Below are 15,142 nucleotides of genomic sequence, written 5' to 3'. Positions count from 1 at the left end.
AAAGTTGGTAGGGGCTCACTCGCCCCTCTTCCTGTACTTGGGGTGGTACTTGAGGATGTACTCCTTCCTGACACGCTTGAGCTCGCTCTCCGGAAGCTCCGCCAGGAGCTCCCAGCCGAGGTCGAGGGTTTCGAAGATGCTCCTGTCCTCGTCGTAGCGCTGGGCGATGAACTCGCGCTCGAACCTGTCTGCGAACTTGAGGTACTTCCTGTCGGTCTCGCTGAGAGCTTCCTCACCGACGACGGCGACGAGGTCTCTAAGGGAGCGTCCCTCGGCGTAGGCCGCGTAGAGCTGCTGGCTGAGCTGCGGGTGGTCCTCCCTGGTTCTTCCCTTACCAATACCGTCCTTCATCAGACGGCTGAGGCTCGGGAGGACGTCTATCGGCGGGTAGATACCCTTCCTGTGGAGCTCCCTGCTGAGGACTATCTGGCCCTCGGTAATGTAACCGGTAAGGTCTGGAATCGGGTGGGTGATATCGTCGTCGGGCATCGTGAGGATTGGCATCTGGGTTATGCTTCCCTTCTTGCCCCTGACACGGCCGGCACGCTCGTAGATTGTGGCCAAGTCAGTGTACATGTAACCCGGATAACCGCGCCTTCCGGGAACCTCTTCTCTGGCAGCTGAAATCTCACGCAGGGCCTCGGCGTAGTTGGTCATGTCCGTGAGGATAACCAGAACCTGCATGTCGTAGTCGAAGGCGAGATACTCTGCAACGGTCAGGGCCATACGCGGGGTGATGATACGCTCGATTGCCGGGTCGTCGGCGAGGTTGAGGAACAGGACGGCCCTCTCTATTGCTCCGGTCTCCTCGAAGCTCTTCTTGAAGAAGTTGGCCTCCTCGTAGGTGATACCCATCGCCGCGAAGACCACTGCAAACTGCTCCTCCTCACCGAGGACCTTCGCCTGCCTCGCTATCTGTGCCGCGAGCATGTTGTGTGGCAGACCTGAACCGCTGAATATCGGAAGCTTCTGACCGCGAACGAGGGTGTTCATACCGTCTATGGCCGAGATACCCGTCTGGATGAAGTCCCTCGGATAGGCACGGGCGACCGGGTTGAGGGGAGCACCGTGAACGTCTCTCCTGTCCTCGGGGATGATTTCCGGTCCGCCGTCGATGGGCTTACCGATACCGTTGAAGATTCTTCCCAGCATGTCCATTGAAACGGGAACCTTGAGGGTCTCGCCGGTGAAGCGGACGCTGGTGGTCTTGACGTCCAAATCGCGGGTTCCCTCGAAGACCTGGACTATCGCAAGGTTCTCCCTGGCCTCGAGCACCTGTCCCTTCCTCTTCTCTCCGCTCTCGGTCTCTATCTCGACGACCTCACCGTAGGCAACTCCCTTGACGCCCTCGACAATCATCAGCGGGCCGTAAATCTTGCTAACGGTGGAGTACTCCATTCCCGGCATGAGCATCACGCCCCGTACTTCTTGAAGAGCTCTTCAAACTGCTCGTTCGTCTCATCTATGAGCGCCCTAATCTTCTCGATATCGGGCTCGAACTTCATACGACCTATCTTCTCCCTGACCGGGAGCTTGGCTATCTCGTCAACTGGAACGCCCCTGTCAACGGCCTCCATTGTCCTCTCGTAGAAGTTGAGGATAACGCGCATCATGGTGACCTGCTTCTTCGGCGGGCAGTAGGTGTCGACCTCGTCGAAAGCATCTTGCTGGAGGTAGTCCTCACGGAGCATCCTGGTGACGATGAGTATGGCCTTCTCCCTGTCCGGCAGGGCATCTGGACCGACGATTCTGACAATCTCCTGGAGTTCAGCCTCCTTCTGGAGGAGGGCCATAGCGGTGTCGCGCATCTTCCTCCACTCGGGGTCAACGTTCTTGTGCCACCAGTCCTGTATCGAGTCGAGGTAGAGGGAGTAGCTCCTCAGCCAGTTGATTGCCGGGAAGTGCCTCCTCCTAGCGAGGTCGGCATCGAGGGCCCAGAAGACCTTGACGACACGCAGGGTGTTCTGGACGACGGGCTCGCTGAAGTCACCACCCGGCGGTGAAACGGCACCGATGACGGAGACGCTACCGACCCTGGGCTCGCTTCCAAGGGTCACAACGCGGCCGGCACGCTCGTAGAACTCCGCTATCTTGCTCGCGAGGTAGGCCGGGTAGCCTTCCTCACCGGGCATCTCCTCGAGACGGCCGGAAATCTCACGCAGGGCCTCGGCCCATCTTGAGGTGGAGTCGGCCATCAGAGCGACGTCGTAGCCCTGGTCGCGGAAGTATTCCGCTATGGTGATTCCGGTGTAGATTGAAGCCTCACGAGCCGCGACCGGCATGTTCGAGGTGTTGGCTATGAGGACGGTTCTCTCCATGAGCGGTTTACCGGTCTTCGGGTCCTTGAGCTTGGGGAACTCCTCAAGGACGTCGGTCATCTCGTTTCCGCGCTCACCGCAACCGATGTAGACGACGACCTGCGCGTCACTCCACTTAGCGAGCTGGTGCTGGGTGACGGTCTTTCCTGAACCGAACGGACCCGGAATTGCTGCAGTTCCACCCTTGGCTATCGAGAAGAAGGTGTCTATCGTTCTCTGTCCGGTGATGAGCGGAACCTCGGGCGGGAGCTTGTTCTTGTAGGGCCTCTTGACACGGACCGGCCACTTGTGGTACATCTTAAGCTCCTCTATGCTCCCGTCGGGCTTTTTGACCTTGGCGATAACCTCTTCGACGGTGTAGTCGCCTTCCTCGGCTATCTCGACTATCTCACCCTCGACCCAGGGCGGAACGAGTATCTTGTGCTCGATGATGCTCGTTTCCGGAACGACACCGAGGATGTCTCCACCGGTGACCTTGTCGCCGACCTTGACGGTTGGCGTGAAGTGCCACTTCTTGTCCCTAGGAAGGGCAGGAGCGGTAAGACCCCTCGCTATGAAGTCACCGCTGAGCTCTCTCAGCTTTTCGAGCGGTCTCTGAATTCCGTCGTACATCGAAGTGAGCAGACCGGGACCGAGCTCGACGCTGAGCGACGAACCGGTTCCCTCGACCGGCTCACCGGGCCTTATACCAGCGGTTTCCTCGTAGACCTGGATGACTGCCTTGTCGCCTTCGAGACGGATGATTTCTCCGATGAGACCCATCTCACCGACGCGAACGACCTCGTACATCTTGCTTCCTTTCATGCCGTCCGCAACGACGAGTGGTCCCGTAACACGAATTATCCTTCCCATTTCCCTTCACCTCTTGAGCTCAACACCGATAGCCCTCCTGACTATCTCGCGGAGGGCCTCTTCACCGAACTTAGAGCCCGACTTATCGGGCACCTGAAGGATGATTGGAATCGTAACGTCCGGAATCTCAACCCTCTGGGCGAACCTCTCGGTTATGAGTATGATTCCCACGTCGCCCCTCTCAACGAGCTCCTTAAGCTTGTTCCTAAGCCTCTCCATCTCAAGGGGGGTGTCTTCAAAGGCGTAAACCTCGTGGGCCCCGGCAAGCTTGAAGCCCAGAGCGGTGTCCCTGTCGCCGAGCACGGCTATCTTCATGCCACCTCACCCGCGAGCTCCTTTATCCTTTCGGGCTCAACGCCGTTCTCTATCAGCTTGGCTATTGCCCTCAGCTTCCTGATTTCCCTCTCCTTCCTGAGGACGTAGCTCAGTGGCGTGGCTATGCTGAGCGGGTAGAAGCGCTCAAGCTCTGAAATCCTCTCGATTATGTGGTCGTTGAGTGCCTTCTCGAGGACGCTCAGGTCTTTCTCTATTTCCTCCCTGACGTCCCTGATTACCTGGCCGTACTTGGTCGAGTCGAGCTCGGCTAAGGCCATGTCGAAGGAGTCAACGTGCAGGAGCGGGTCAAGCTTGATGGTTCCGCCCGGAATCAGCATCGGCTTTATCTCTTCCGCCGAGAGACCGGCCTTCTTTGCCCTGAGCGCGGTAAGGATGTTGACCCTGTCTATCGAGAGCCTCACGAACTCCTCTAAGATAATCCTCTCGTCGTCCTTCCTTGAGAGGGCATAGCTCAGCAGTTTTCCGTAGTGCATCCTGTAGAGCTCGGTCTCGAAGCGGGTAACGTCTATCTCGCCGAGCAGGAGCTTCTGGTAAACTTCCTCGTAGGGGGTTCCCTCGAGGATTACGAGGATTTCTTCAAGGGTCTTCGCCTCGGCCATCGCCTTGACCTTGGGGAGCATCGTTCCGAGCTCGACGACGTAGTCGCTCGCGGGCTCGTTGGCGAGCTTGGCCTTGACGACGTTGGCTATGTTCCTGACGTCCCAGCCCTCGAGGAGGAGCTCAAAGAAGCCCTTTGAGCGCTTGGGGAGTATCTTGAACATGAGCTCGTAAGTTCCGGCTAAGGCCCTCTCAAGGGCCTTCTCAACCTCCTCAACGGTGTAGCTCGAAACGTCGGCGAGGTAGTCTTTGTAGTCGGTGTCCTCCAGGTTCACGACGAAGTTCTGGAGGGTTCTGCTTTCGGCCAATTCGTTGAACTTCTGCTCTGTGAGGAGCTTCGCTTCCATGGCCTTGATTCTGGCGTTCGGATACGAGTAGGGGGTGTACTTCCAGATTATCCTGGCGGTCTTGTAGCCCACCCACGTGAAGACGACTGCAATGGTGGTGTTGAGGATTCCCGTTACTGCCTCCATCTCAATCACCCGAAGAGGGCCTTGGCGATGGTAGCCCTCAGGTCACTTTCAAAGCGCTCTATCCTGGACTCGAAGGTGTTGTCAACCCTAACCGTTCCGTCGGAGCTCTCCACGAGGATTCCGCCGATGGTCTGAATCGGCTCACCGACGGTGACCTCGACGTCCTTTCCAAGGGCCTCGCGGAGCTTCTCCCTGAACTCGGAAAGCCTCTCAACGATGAGCTTGAGGGTCCTCTCGTTGGAGCGGACGACGACCTTATCGGTTCCGAGCTCCTCAACGGCCTTGACGGTGAGTTCAACGAGCATCGGGAAGTACTCGTCCTCGGGAAGGTTCGAGAGCCTCTCTTTGAGGGACTCAATGACGGACCTTATGAGCTCCTCCTGAACGGCGAGCTTCTTCTTCCTGACCTCGAGCTTGGCGTTGGCGATTATCCTCTGCTTCTCTATCTCGGCCTGCGTCTTGGCCTTTCGGAGTATCCACTCGGCCTTGGCCTCCGCCCTCTTCCTGGCCTCTTCCTTGAGCTTCTCGGCCTCTTCCTTGGCTTCGCTGAGTATGTACTGTATCTTCTGCTCGGCCTCCCTGTTTATCTCCTGAATTATCAGTTCAGCCCCTTCCATCTTCAATCCTCCTCAAGCTGTAAAAAGGAGAGGGTTCAGAGACCGACGCCGGTGGCAATCATGATGAGCGCACCGACGAGACCGAAGATGGCCATGGTCTCGGCCATAGCGGCGAAGATGATGCCCTGGGTGAAGGTCTTCGGGTTCTTGGCAACGGCACCGATTCCAGCGCTCGCGATGATACCCTGCGGTATGGCGGAGAGACCGGTGAGGCCGACGGTAAGGCCGGCACCGAAGAGTATGGCGCTCTTAACTATGTTGTCTGTGGTGGCCTGGGCGAACTTGAAGCCGCCGCCTATGATTCCCGCGCTGAGCAGGATGAGGAACAGCGTAATGAGACCGTAGATACTCTGGGTCATCGGCAGACCTTCGAGTATCAGCGCGTTCTTGAAGTTCTTCTCGTCCTCTGCAACGACTCCTGCAGCTGCGGCACCTGCTATACCAACACCGAAGGCCGAGGCGGCACCCGCTATTCCGCTCGCGAGCGCCGCACCGAGGGCAACGTAAACTATCGGGTCCATCCTTCATGCACCTCCATCAGCTTTCAACTCGAGTTTCGAAACCTCCCTCTTGGACTTGAACGGGGTGAAGGGCTTTCCATCGCCCGAGTAAAAGGTTCCGAAGAACTCAACGTACTGGAGACGGAGCGAGTGAACGAACGCTCCGAGGGCGTTTATGGCGGTCGAAAACAGCTGACCGCCGACGAAGATAATCAAACCTATGATAATTCCGAGCGGAACGACGCTTATCTTGATTCCCCAGACCATCGCGGCAAGGACGTTGATGACCATCGCTATTCCGCTGGTTGCCAGTGCGAGGGCCATAAGCCTGGCGTAGCTGAGCCAAGTTCCGACGAAGCCAAAGAAGTCAGAGATTATCATCAGCGCCGCGAGTCCGCCGTTGGCAACTATCTCGCCGACCGCGAAGAGGACTATGCCGATTCCGAAGAGTGCCTTGGCCGGTAGCATCAGCGAGGCGTTCTTGGTCGCGAAGAAGACTATGCTGAGTATTATGAGCATCCAGGGAAGCTGCTCAAGTACTGCCCCCTTGGCGTCGCCGTTCTTCCACTTAACTATGAAGCCTATGGTGTAGCCGGTGAAGAGGTGCGCGAGACCTATGGCGAGTGCGAGCATTAGGACGAACATCGGGTCCTTCAATGCATCCGCTATGCGCCAGAACTGGGCGTTCGGATTGCCCGTGACGTACTGGAGGACTATGTCTCCGGCGTTGCCGAAGTAGCTACCGAAGAGGATTCCCATGAGCATCGTGAAGAACGAGCTGACGAGCAGTGTATATGCGAACTTGTAGGTTCCGTCGTTGAACTTCTTGTGGCCCTTGACGAGGAGTGCCGCAACGATGCCGACGATGAGACCGTACATGAAGTCGGTGAGCATGAAGCCGAAGAAGAACGAGTACGTGAAGGCTATAATCGGCGTCGGGTCTATCTCGTCGTACCTCGGAACGCCGTACATCTCGGTGAGCATCTCGAAGGGTCTCGCCCAGCCGGGGTTCTTGAGCTTAATCGGAATCTCCTCAATTTCCTCCTTCCTCGGCTCACGTACGTTTATGTAGGCCTTCCCTTCGGTGACCTTCTTTATCCCCTCGAGAACCTTTGGAACGTCAACCCTCGGGAGCCAGCCGGTTAGGGCGAAGGTCATGTTCGTCCTCGCGAGCATCGGGAGCACTGAGGCCTTGTCGCGCTCGTTTTCCATCAGCTCCTGGTAGAAGACGACGTCGTCGTAGTACTTCTCGGCGAGCTTTTCGGCTTCCTTCTTAGCCTCGTCGAGCTCCCTGAGCTTGGCATCGAGCTTCTTCCTGTACTCCCTGACGAGTTCCTCGGGCGTTCCCTCTCCCTCGGGAACCTCAATCCTCTCAAAGGAGTGCTTGGCCAGGACGGAGTTGACCTTGTCGTGGTCCTTTGAGAGGTTCGCAACGACGAGAAGCGCCTTGTCTCCGAGCTCTTTGCTCACAAGGGCGACCCTACCCTCTGTGATTTTCCTAAGGTCCTCGATGAGCGCCGGGAGCTTTAGCCTTTCAACGGAACCGACGGAAACCTCGACGAGACCGCTGTGCCTGAGGTACTGAACGGGGAGCTTGAAGACGGAGAGCAGTTCAAGGGTTGATATCGCCTCTTTAATCCTCTCTATCTCCGACTGGAGAGAGCTGAGCTTCCCTTCGACGGCCTTTATCTCGGGCTCAGCCTTTGCGAGGAACTCCTCAACGTCCTTGATGAGCTTCTCAATGCCCTCGTAGCGGTAGGTTCTCTTAGCCTTCTCCTTGGGGAAGAAGAACTCCTTTATTCCCCCTCCCTGAGCCTTCTTGTGGGCCTTCAGGAAATCAACGAGCCTTGAGATTGTTATGCTGTAGGAAGCGGCCTTTCGATGGTACTCGTTTGGAGTATCTTTCTGGGCGATTTTAACGTCGAGCTCGCGAATCTCCACGAGCCCGGCCTCGTGAAGGTAGGTCAGCAGCTCGTCCTTGTAACGGTTGAGCGTTATGACGTCGAGCTTGACCATCTCCTCGGGCCTGAACATCTCAGCCCCCTCTCACAAGCTCTATTGCCTGGGTTATTGCGCTCTCGAAGTTGGCCTCGGCCTTCGAACGGAGGGACTCAATTTCCCTCTCGCCCTCCTCAAGAATCTTCTTAGCCTCGGCCTCCCCCTCTTCCCTCGCCTTCTGAACGAGGGAATCGGCCTCGACCTGGGCCTTGGCAAGTATTTCCTCCTCAACGGCCTTTGCTTCTTCCTTGGCCCTGAGGACGATGGCCTTTGCTTCCTCTTTGGCGCGCTCAATACGCTCCTCTGCTTCCTTTTCTGCATCAACAATCCGCTTGATGACGTCCTCCATGAGCCGTCCCTCCGATGACCCTGAAAACAGTTGAGCTTTTCGCCACCTTTGGCTTCCCTAACTGGTTTAAATAGTTTATGGTTTGGGATAAGGAACATGGAAAAATGATTAGAGGGGTGCACGCATTTTCGTCGGATTTTAGGTCTACTCCCCGCCCTCCAAAAGTTCCTTCACTTCCTTGAGGACGGAGTTCTTGGCAAAGACGATGACCTGACCTTTCTCGGGCAACTTCGTATCTCCGGAGGGAATGATTAGGTTGCCTTTTTCGTCGTAAACCGCTATAATCAGCGCGTCCTTGGGGAGGTTGAGCTCTTTAACGAGCTTTCCAGCAATCCTGCTGTTCTCGTCTATCGTGAACCTCACTATCTCGGCCCCCTCCTTGGGGAAGAGAACGCGGTCAAAGCCCGGTGTGACTATGTTCCTGCTGATGTACTCGGCAGCTATCTCCTCCGGCGAAATCACGAAGTCGAAGTACTTCTTCAGGTCGCCGACTTCCTCAAAGATTCTCCTGTTCTTGGGGTTGCTTATCCTCAGCGAGGTCTTGACGTTCGGGTTGAGGTTCTTAGCCAAGATGCAGGCGAGCAGGTTGGCGTCGTCCTTGCCCGTTAAAGCCGCGAAGGCGTCGGCCTGCTTTATGTTTGCTTCTTCCAGTGTCTTCGGGTCCGTTGCGTCGCCCTCTATGACGAGGCCGTTTATCTGCATCGAGAGCTCCTTCGCTCTGTCCCTGTCCATCTCGATTATCGTGACGTCGTGGCCGTCCTCCTCGAGCATTTTGGCGACGAGGTAGCCAACCCTTCCGGCACCCATTATTATGACGTACATCAGTCCTCACCGACGAGGTACTTGGCTATCTCGGCGTAGGCAGGCCTCGTGACGAAGATTCCGATGAGGACGCCGATAATGGTCGTCACCGCGAAGCCCTTGAGGGTTCCGACGAAGTAAACCAGGAGGAAGCTCATGGCCGCTATCGTGGTTGCTGCCGAGGCGAATATGATGAAGAACGCCCTTCCAATCCTCTTGAGCGTGCTTGAACGCCTCGTTATCTTCGTGAGCTTTTCGCCTCCGAGAAGCTCGTCGGTTATGACTATCTGCTGGTCTACTCCCGTACCGATGGCCGCTATGATACCGGCTATACTCGGGAGGTCGAGGTTCCACTTGATTAAGGCGGCGATTCCGAGGATTATCGTGACCTCGAAGAGGCTCGTGCTGGCGACGGGTATGGCTATCTTCCAGTTCCGGTAGTGGAAGTAAACTATCAGCAGGACGGCTATCAAAGCCGCTATTCCAGCGTAGAGGGCCTGGGTCTTGAAGCTCTCACCAAGCTTGGGCGAGATAAACTGCATTCCGATGACCTTGAGCTTGACCGGGAGCGAACCGCTCTTGAGGACGGTGTAGACGGTCTTGGCCTCCTGCTCAGCCTGGAGCCTGTTTGCCGCGTGGCCGGTTATCTGAACGTCGGTCTGAGGAACCCCGTTGGCAAGGCCCTCGCCAAGTGAATACGGGCCGTAGAGACCGAGAACGCTGCGAACGAGCTCCGCATCACTAACACCGCTCTGTCTCGGTACGTAGCGGACGCTCACGTTCATTGCCCTGAGCTTGTCAACGAGGCTCGCTCCAACGTCAACGAGAACTATCGGCTTACCGTCGGCGAGCTTCTTGAGCTCCTCGGCGCTCTGGTTGGCGTAGGCTATCGTGGTTATGTTGAAAGCATCGTGGATTCTCTCCACAAGATAAGGCGCCTGCGGGGCGTTCGCGTTGAAGGCGGTGCTGTTCATGAGGTCGTACATGCTCTTGGGAACAACGAGGAGCGAGTTGATAGGCGGGTCGAGGAACATGTCAACGGGCCAGCCGGCCTTGCCCTTTGCAAGCGTGGCGAACTTCTCGGCGGCAGTCTTGGAGATACGGAACGGCACTTCCCAGCTGTTGTCGGGGTTAATTTTATAGACGCCAACGTAGGTTATGTCCTTACCCGTTCCAAAGATTACGCCGTCGAACTCCATGTAGAAGACACCCTGGCTCTCAATGACCTTCTTGAGGGCGTTTGCTTCCTCAGCGCTCGTCACGTTCGCAACCTTGACTACGACTATGTCGTTACCCTGTCCCTGAACCTGGACGTCGCGGAGGCCGTAGGTGTTCAAACGCTTCTGGAGGGAATCCACGACGAGTTCCATCGTCTTGGAGTCAACGGGGTGCTCGGTCTGCGCTATGAGGGCAACTCCACCCGAGATGTCTATTCCAAAGGTCAGGGGCCGGGTGGCGAGGGTTGCTATGGAGCCCGAGAGGAATATTATGAGAAGGATTATCCTCCAGTTGAAGAGCAACTTCTTAAGCTTCCTGTTCATGCCTTAACCCCCCTTGTGGAGAGATACCACCTGAGAACGCCGGCGTTGAAAATCCAGGTGTTCATGAAGTCCGCGAGGAGACCGAAGATGAGGACTATGGCTATGTTGTCTATCGTCGGCGACGTTGAGATGAGCCAGAGCATGAAGAGGGCTCCAAGCGTTGTGGTGCTCATGGTAAAGCCCGTCGATACCGCGCTTAGATAGGCCTCCTCTATTGTGTCCTCCTTCCTGCGCGTGAGCTTGGTGGTCAGGAGGATGTTACTGTCGACGGTGTAACCTATGAGCATCAGCAACGCGGCTATAGTCGCGGTCGTCAGCTGGATTCCGAAGACGCCCATCATGGCAACCGCTATCGTCATGTCTGAGAGGGCCGAGAATATTATTGCCAGCGATGAAACGGGGTTCCTGAAGAACAGGAAAACCACCACCGCCATCGCAAGGAAGGCGAAGGCTATTGCCTTGATTCCCTGTTTCTTGGCGAGCTCTCCAAACGTCGGAAGAACCTCGCTGTGGGTGTACTCGGCGTTGGGGTACTTCTGCTTGAGGAGGTTAATAATCTTAACCGGGTCAACTCCGGCGGGAGCGTAAACGCGGATTCCCTTCGTTCCCTCAACGCTTGTGAAGCTTTCAACGTTGACGTTGACGCCGAGCTCACTGCTGAGCCACTTCTCCACCTGGTCGGGGTTTGCGTTTATCCCGTAACCAGTAACCACGACACCGCCCTTGAGGTCAATGCCGAGTGGAGGGAAGTGCACCGCCAGCAGGAGCAGTGCGACTATGAAAACCGCGAGCGGGTAGATTATCATCTTCCTTGGTTCCATCTCGGCCAAAAACCTGAGCTTTTCGCGCTTTTTTGCCCGGAACTCGTTGGCCTCCCCGGGCTTTTTAGCCTTCTTCCTGGCCATACGTTCACCCCTGAGAGTTTTTAATCCCAACTTGTGGTTAATTTGAAGGGCGAGTTTTAAAATTAGTGGTTCGCTGGTTTAAGTTGAGCACCGCTCACCAGAAAGGTTTAAACGGCTTCACAAGCCTTAAAGTCCGTTTTGGCAGAGAGTAACAGAATTCTCCGAAAACTGCCAGAAACTTTCAGTTTAAATCAATAAAGCTCCGCTCCGGTTAGTTCAGAACCGAAACGGCCCGGCCATTCCCGTTCACTTCGGGGATTAACTTTAAAAAGGGAGCGCACTACCCACCCCTCAGGTGAGAGGCCATGAGCGAGATAGAGACCATTGGCTTTCACTACGTTGTTGAAGCCGCTGGCTGTGACCCAGAGATACTCGGTGACGCTGACAAGATAAGACAGATATTCCTTGAGGCGGCAAAGGTAGGCAACATGGAGGTCAAGTCGAGCTACTTCTTCAAGTTCTCACCGACCGGCGTCAGTGGCGTCGTCATCGTCGCGGAGAGCCACATCTCAATCCACACCTGGCCGGAGAAGGGTTACGCGGCTCTGGACGTTTACACCTGCGGAACCAAGGCCGAGCCCGAGAAGGCCGTTGACTACATCCTCGACAAACTGAAGGCCAAGTACGCCCACGTCTCCGAGATAAAGCGCGGAATCGAGGAAGACGACGACACCTTCACCCACATGATAATGACCTGGGAAGAGAGCCTCAGGAAAAACGGAAACGGAAGTTAAAGGAGCTTCTCTATTTCCCTTATCCTTTCTAGGGCATCGCTGAGTACCTTTCTGACGTTCTCAAGCTTCGCCTGGAGCTCGCGGTTCTGCTCCTCAAGCTTCTTGACCTGCTCCCTGAGTTCGTTGAGCTTCGCCTCAAGCTCCTCCTTCTCCTTCTTGAGCTTCTCGTACTCCTCCATGGCAACGAGCTGACCGCCTTTAGCTAGAACCTCAACGTTCTTAACCAGCTCATCGAGCTTGCCCTGCTTTATGAGCTCGTAGGTTTCTCTGACGAGCTGACCGGCCTTAGTTTCTCCCTTGAGGTGCTTCCTTATGGTCGCCTCCGTCCTGCCGAGTTCCTCGGCGATTTCCCTGACTGTCATGCCTGCCTTCTCCCTCGCTATCGCTCCGGCTGCTACCGCGAGGCTGTCGACCCAGGTGAGCCTCTCGGCCGGGTCCTTGATGAGCTCTATGACCTCGGGCCTGAAGAGCGTCGCGAAGAGCAGTATGCTCTCGAGCCTGTGTATCTCCTCCCTTCCCATCGGGTTCAGCGGAACCTCCATACCTCTCACCTCCCTTCAGTTTTCACTCAATCTCAACAACGGTCTTCCTCTTCAGCACCTTGTCGGGGTAAACCACGATTCCCTTATCGGTTATCTCGAAGGGGTGCCTCCTCATGCTGTGGCTCGTTCCGCGCATCTTCCAGACTATGAGTGAGCGCTTGAGCTCACCGTCAATCTCATCCAAATCGAGCCTTATTATGCCGTCTACGCCGTGCTCAACTCCCGGTCCGCCGAATCCGCGCTCGCCGACGCTTATCTGGCTCACGAGTATGCTCGTAACCCCGAGACCAGCTAAGACGCGCTTGAGCTGCATGACGATGCTCCTCGCCATCGCCGGCTTGTTGATGTAGAGAGTTGTAACCGAGTCGATAACGACGCGCTTGGCCCCGAGGTCTTTAACGGCCGTTCTAAGGACGTCTATGAACTCCCTGATGTCGGTTAAGTCGTGGACGATGTACTTCTCGTACTCCTTGCTCTTGCCGATTCCAGCGGTGAAGGCGTCAACCATCGCGAATAAACCTTCCTCCTCATACTTTCTCACGTCCCAGCCGAACTGGGCCATGTTCTGCCTGACCTGAACCGGGTGCTCCTCAAGGGCGACGTAAATGCCGGGCTCGCCCATCTGGAGTCCGTTCCAGATGAACTGCTGGCTGAATATGGACTTGCCGGTTCCCGGCCCGCCGCTGAGCAGGACGACGTTCCTCTCGGGAATTCCGCCGTGAAGGATTTCGTCCATGCCAGGAATGCCGGTCTTGACCTTCTTAATCATGAGCGTCACCCCCTTTAGTAACCTTTAGTTACCATTAGGCTCTACGCAAAAGGTCTTAAAAAGGTTACGTGCAGTTAGAAAATTCAGCGCTTCCGCCTCAAAAACTCCCCAATGTCGGTAACGTTCAGGATGAACTTCCTCCTGCTTTCGGGGTTTATCCTGCCAATGCCGAGGATAATCCCGTTCTCGTCGTATATTACGAGCTTCTTCGTCCCCTGCCAGACGTACTTTCGCACGCCACTCCTCGGGACGTCCTTGCCCGTGGTGAAGAGGAAGCCGGCCTTCGGACTCAGCACCGCGTAGTTCTTCTCGACCTCAACGAAGTAGAAGAACTCGACGTTGGGGTAGAACTTTTCAACAAGGTTGTCAACCTTAATCGTGCCGACAAAGGTTCCGTAGGCGTAGGGCTTAACCTTTAATCCCTCAAGCTCCCTCCAGACCCGCTCGTTGACGGCGTAGACGTCCCTGAACTTACCCTCGACGACGGCGAAAAAATGGTGCTTTAACTCGCCGTACTTTTCGGCCTCGCGGAGTATGAGGTCGTATTCCCATGCGGAGGCACGGCGGTAGCGGAGTTCCTGGCTCATGTCACTATGCTTGGTGCGGAACTTAAAAGCTTAGCCCGTTCCGTTGGGAGGGCTGACGTTTTCTGGGTAGGCAACTATAACGGTCGCGTTCTCGGGAACGCTTTCGTTCATATGAATGTGGGCGTAGTAATCCTCAACAATCCACTGGGCCGTCAGAAAGCTCACCGCGCCCGAGAACAGCAGAATCAGGAGCGCCGAAACGATGAGCAGGGGCGAGACTTCCCCAAGGTTTTCCGTGCGGAGCAGGAGGAACAGGCCGAGGAGCGAGAGGAGAGCCCAGGCAACGAAAAGAACCCTCAGGAGGGGAGTCTCACCGAAGGGTTCAAGGGAGACCGCCGTTGAACCAACCAGCCCAATGGAGAAGTAAACGACTCCAATGCGCCTCCCCATACCGGGCCGTGGGGTGAAACCAAGAAAATAGAGTGAGAAAGCCCCGAGGGCAAAGTACAGGAGAACCAGGAACGGAAGGAGCCACGCAACTTCACGAAACACCCACTGGGGTAGGAGAACCGAGAACATTACTAAGGGAATCCCGTAGAAGACGAGGTTGAGAACGCCCTGAACGAGATAAATGGAAGTCAGCAGGAGACCCCTCATAAGAGGTGTTAGGGAGAAGTTGTATATCTACTTTTCGAGCTCGTCGAGAAGCCTTGCAAAGCCGTCCATATCGGTCTTCTCGAACTCCCTCTCGAACTCAAGCCCGAGCTCCGCTATCTCCTCGGGCGTTATCGTCGTTTCCGGGTTTTCGGCGTTTATCCCGGGACAGCTCTCGTCGTAGTAGAGCCACAGGGTTTCGCCTTTGTAATTGAACGGCTTCTCACCCTCGATGCCGAGCGGTTTTCTGGAGACCATGAAGGGGTAGATGCGGCAGATAACCGGCCTGACCTCGTGAATCCTGCACTTACCGGTTTCCGGGTCGTGAAAGACGCAACCCAAATCCCACTCCCGGACGGCGAGAACGAAGCGTATCTTATCCCCCTCGACCGAGAACGTCACGAAGTCCTGGGGGTCGTGGCCGGCTTTGGCTATTCGCTCGACGTCTTTCAGAGTCAGGTAGACGTGCCTTCCCCTGCAGCAGTCGAGGCAGTAGAGACAGCGGAAGCCGACCGGCTCTGTGAAGGGTCTCGGTTTGAAGCGCATGGGCGAGTGTTGGGCTCTCCCTTTATAAAGCTCTCGATATTTTAGTAACTAAATTACAGAAAACTTTTTAAGCAGTTAAAGTT

General features: G+C 56.0%; 17 protein-coding genes. 1 reads left to right on the top strand and 16 read right to left on the bottom strand.

What is annotated here, in order from left to right:
- Nucleotides 1-15: 15 nt before the first annotated feature.
- The 11 genes from BD01_RS06725 to BD01_RS06675 form a co-directional block, all read right to left on the bottom strand.
- Nucleotides 16-1,407, bottom strand: coding sequence for an ATP synthase subunit B (locus BD01_RS06725; RefSeq protein ID WP_042691186.1), 1,392 nt, complete (start codon nucleotides 1,405-1,407; stop codon nucleotides 16-18).
- Nucleotides 1,408-1,412: 5 nt separating this feature from the next.
- Nucleotides 1,413-3,170 carry an ATP synthase subunit A gene (locus BD01_RS06720; RefSeq protein ID WP_042691185.1) on the bottom strand — a complete coding sequence of 586 codons (1,758 nt, stop codon included), beginning with the start codon at nucleotides 3,168-3,170 and terminating at the stop codon, nucleotides 1,413-1,415.
- A 6-nt stretch (nucleotides 3,171-3,176) separates the two neighbouring features.
- Nucleotides 3,177-3,485, bottom strand: coding sequence for a V-type ATP synthase subunit F (locus tag BD01_RS06715; protein WP_042691183.1), 309 nt, complete (start codon nucleotides 3,483-3,485; stop codon nucleotides 3,177-3,179).
- The gene (locus BD01_RS06710) at nucleotides 3,482-4,582 is read right to left on the bottom strand and encodes a V-type ATP synthase subunit C (protein ID WP_042693234.1); all 1,101 of its coding nucleotides are present in this window, start codon (nucleotides 4,580-4,582) and stop codon (nucleotides 3,482-3,484) included. The genes BD01_RS06715 and BD01_RS06710 overlap by 4 nt, the downstream gene beginning before the upstream one ends.
- The gene (locus tag BD01_RS06705) at nucleotides 4,582-5,193 is read right to left on the bottom strand and encodes a V-type ATP synthase subunit E (protein ID WP_042691181.1); all 612 of its coding nucleotides are present in this window, start codon (nucleotides 5,191-5,193) and stop codon (nucleotides 4,582-4,584) included. The genes BD01_RS06710 and BD01_RS06705 overlap by 1 nt, the downstream gene beginning before the upstream one ends.
- Before the next feature lie 35 nt (nucleotides 5,194-5,228).
- Nucleotides 5,229-5,714 carry an ATP synthase subunit K gene (locus BD01_RS06700; protein ID WP_042691179.1) on the bottom strand — a complete coding sequence of 162 codons (486 nt, stop codon included), beginning with the start codon at nucleotides 5,712-5,714 and terminating at the stop codon, nucleotides 5,229-5,231.
- Nucleotides 5,715-5,717: 3 nt separating this feature from the next.
- On the bottom strand, nucleotides 5,718-7,727 hold the full coding sequence (locus tag BD01_RS06695; protein ID WP_042691177.1) for a V-type ATP synthase subunit I: 2,010 nt from the start codon (nucleotides 7,725-7,727) through the stop codon (nucleotides 5,718-5,720).
- Between the two features lies 1 nt (nucleotide 7,728).
- Nucleotides 7,729-8,040 carry a V-type ATP synthase subunit H gene (locus BD01_RS06690; protein WP_042691175.1) on the bottom strand — a complete coding sequence of 104 codons (312 nt, stop codon included), beginning with the start codon at nucleotides 8,038-8,040 and terminating at the stop codon, nucleotides 7,729-7,731.
- Nucleotides 8,041-8,184: 144 nt separating this feature from the next.
- Nucleotides 8,185-8,862, bottom strand: a complete 678-nt coding sequence (locus BD01_RS06685; RefSeq protein WP_042691173.1) for a potassium channel family protein — start codon at nucleotides 8,860-8,862, stop codon at nucleotides 8,185-8,187.
- Nucleotides 8,862-10,382 (bottom strand): preprotein translocase subunit SecD, encoded by a 1,521-nt coding sequence (locus BD01_RS06680; RefSeq protein ID WP_042691172.1) that lies wholly within the window; start codon nucleotides 10,380-10,382, stop codon nucleotides 8,862-8,864. The genes BD01_RS06685 and BD01_RS06680 overlap by 1 nt, the downstream gene beginning before the upstream one ends.
- Nucleotides 10,379-11,287, bottom strand: a complete 909-nt coding sequence (locus tag BD01_RS06675; protein ID WP_042691171.1) for a protein translocase subunit SecF — start codon at nucleotides 11,285-11,287, stop codon at nucleotides 10,379-10,381. The genes BD01_RS06680 and BD01_RS06675 overlap by 4 nt, the downstream gene beginning before the upstream one ends.
- Nucleotides 11,288-11,601: 314 nt before the next feature.
- On the opposite strand from BD01_RS06675, the gene speD reads away from it, so the two are divergent.
- On the top strand, nucleotides 11,602-12,021 hold the full coding sequence (gene speD / locus BD01_RS06670) for an adenosylmethionine decarboxylase (RefSeq protein WP_042693233.1): 420 nt from the start codon (nucleotides 11,602-11,604) through the stop codon (nucleotides 12,019-12,021).
- On the opposite strand, the gene BD01_RS06665 is transcribed toward speD, so the two are convergent.
- From BD01_RS06665 to BD01_RS06645, 5 genes are all read right to left on the bottom strand, one after another.
- A complete protein-coding gene (locus tag BD01_RS06665) occupies nucleotides 12,018-12,563 on the bottom strand; it encodes a hypothetical protein (protein WP_042691169.1) in 546 nt (181 codons plus the stop codon). The two genes, speD and BD01_RS06665, sit on opposite strands and share 4 nt — an antisense overlap.
- Before the next feature lie 22 nt (nucleotides 12,564-12,585).
- Nucleotides 12,586-13,332: a KaiC domain-containing protein gene (locus BD01_RS06660; RefSeq protein WP_042691167.1), complete on the bottom strand. Its 747-nt coding sequence runs from the start codon at nucleotides 13,330-13,332 to the stop codon at nucleotides 12,586-12,588.
- A gap of 83 nt (nucleotides 13,333-13,415) precedes the next feature.
- Nucleotides 13,416-13,919 (bottom strand): PUA domain-containing protein, encoded by a 504-nt coding sequence (locus BD01_RS06655; RefSeq protein ID WP_042691166.1) that lies wholly within the window; start codon nucleotides 13,917-13,919, stop codon nucleotides 13,416-13,418.
- A gap of 30 nt (nucleotides 13,920-13,949) precedes the next feature.
- A complete protein-coding gene (locus BD01_RS06650) occupies nucleotides 13,950-14,516 on the bottom strand; it encodes a hypothetical protein (protein WP_042691165.1) in 567 nt (188 codons plus the stop codon).
- A 27-nt stretch (nucleotides 14,517-14,543) separates the two neighbouring features.
- The gene (locus tag BD01_RS06645) at nucleotides 14,544-15,059 is read right to left on the bottom strand and encodes a YkgJ family cysteine cluster protein (protein ID WP_042691164.1); all 516 of its coding nucleotides are present in this window, start codon (nucleotides 15,057-15,059) and stop codon (nucleotides 14,544-14,546) included.
- Nucleotides 15,060-15,142 lie beyond the last annotated feature (83 nt).

It is taken from the genome of Thermococcus nautili (assembly GCF_000585495.1).
In the GTDB taxonomy this organism is placed as follows: domain Archaea; phylum Methanobacteriota_B; class Thermococci; order Thermococcales; family Thermococcaceae; genus Thermococcus; species Thermococcus nautili.
Note: the sequence above shows the minus strand (reverse complement) of the source record. Positions and strands in the feature narration are given on the sequence as shown.

Excerpts from the sequence above, each read along its gene's own strand:
- BD01_RS06725 (WP_042691186.1), bottom strand. The coding sequence starts at position 1,407 with ATGCCGGGAATGGAGTACTCCACCGTTAGCAAGATTTACGGCCCGCTG.
- BD01_RS06720 (WP_042691185.1), bottom strand. The coding sequence starts at position 3,170 with ATGGGAAGGATAATTCGTGTTACGGGACCACTCGTCGTTGCGGACGGC.
- BD01_RS06715 (WP_042691183.1), bottom strand. The coding sequence starts at position 3,485 with ATGAAGATAGCCGTGCTCGGCGACAGGGACACCGCTCTGGGCTTCAAG.
- BD01_RS06705 (WP_042691181.1), bottom strand. The coding sequence starts at position 5,193 with ATGGAAGGGGCTGAACTGATAATTCAGGAGATAAACAGGGAGGCCGAG.
- BD01_RS06700 (WP_042691179.1), bottom strand. The coding sequence starts at position 5,714 with ATGGACCCGATAGTTTACGTTGCCCTCGGTGCGGCGCTCGCGAGCGGA.
- BD01_RS06695 (WP_042691177.1), bottom strand. The coding sequence starts at position 7,727 with ATGTTCAGGCCCGAGGAGATGGTCAAGCTCGACGTCATAACGCTCAAC.
- BD01_RS06690 (WP_042691175.1), bottom strand. The coding sequence starts at position 8,040 with ATGGAGGACGTCATCAAGCGGATTGTTGATGCAGAAAAGGAAGCAGAG.
- BD01_RS06685 (WP_042691173.1), bottom strand. The coding sequence starts at position 8,862 with ATGTACGTCATAATAATGGGTGCCGGAAGGGTTGGCTACCTCGTCGCC.
- BD01_RS06680 (WP_042691172.1), bottom strand. The coding sequence starts at position 10,382 with ATGAACAGGAAGCTTAAGAAGTTGCTCTTCAACTGGAGGATAATCCTT.
- BD01_RS06675 (WP_042691171.1), bottom strand. The coding sequence starts at position 11,287 with ATGGCCAGGAAGAAGGCTAAAAAGCCCGGGGAGGCCAACGAGTTCCGG.
- BD01_RS06665 (WP_042691169.1), bottom strand. The coding sequence starts at position 12,563 with ATGGAGGTTCCGCTGAACCCGATGGGAAGGGAGGAGATACACAGGCTC.
- BD01_RS06660 (WP_042691167.1), bottom strand. The coding sequence starts at position 13,332 with ATGATTAAGAAGGTCAAGACCGGCATTCCTGGCATGGACGAAATCCTT.
- BD01_RS06655 (WP_042691166.1), bottom strand. The coding sequence starts at position 13,919 with ATGAGCCAGGAACTCCGCTACCGCCGTGCCTCCGCATGGGAATACGAC.
- BD01_RS06650 (WP_042691165.1), bottom strand. The coding sequence starts at position 14,516 with ATGAGGGGTCTCCTGCTGACTTCCATTTATCTCGTTCAGGGCGTTCTC.
- BD01_RS06645 (WP_042691164.1), bottom strand. The coding sequence starts at position 15,059 with ATGCGCTTCAAACCGAGACCCTTCACAGAGCCGGTCGGCTTCCGCTGT.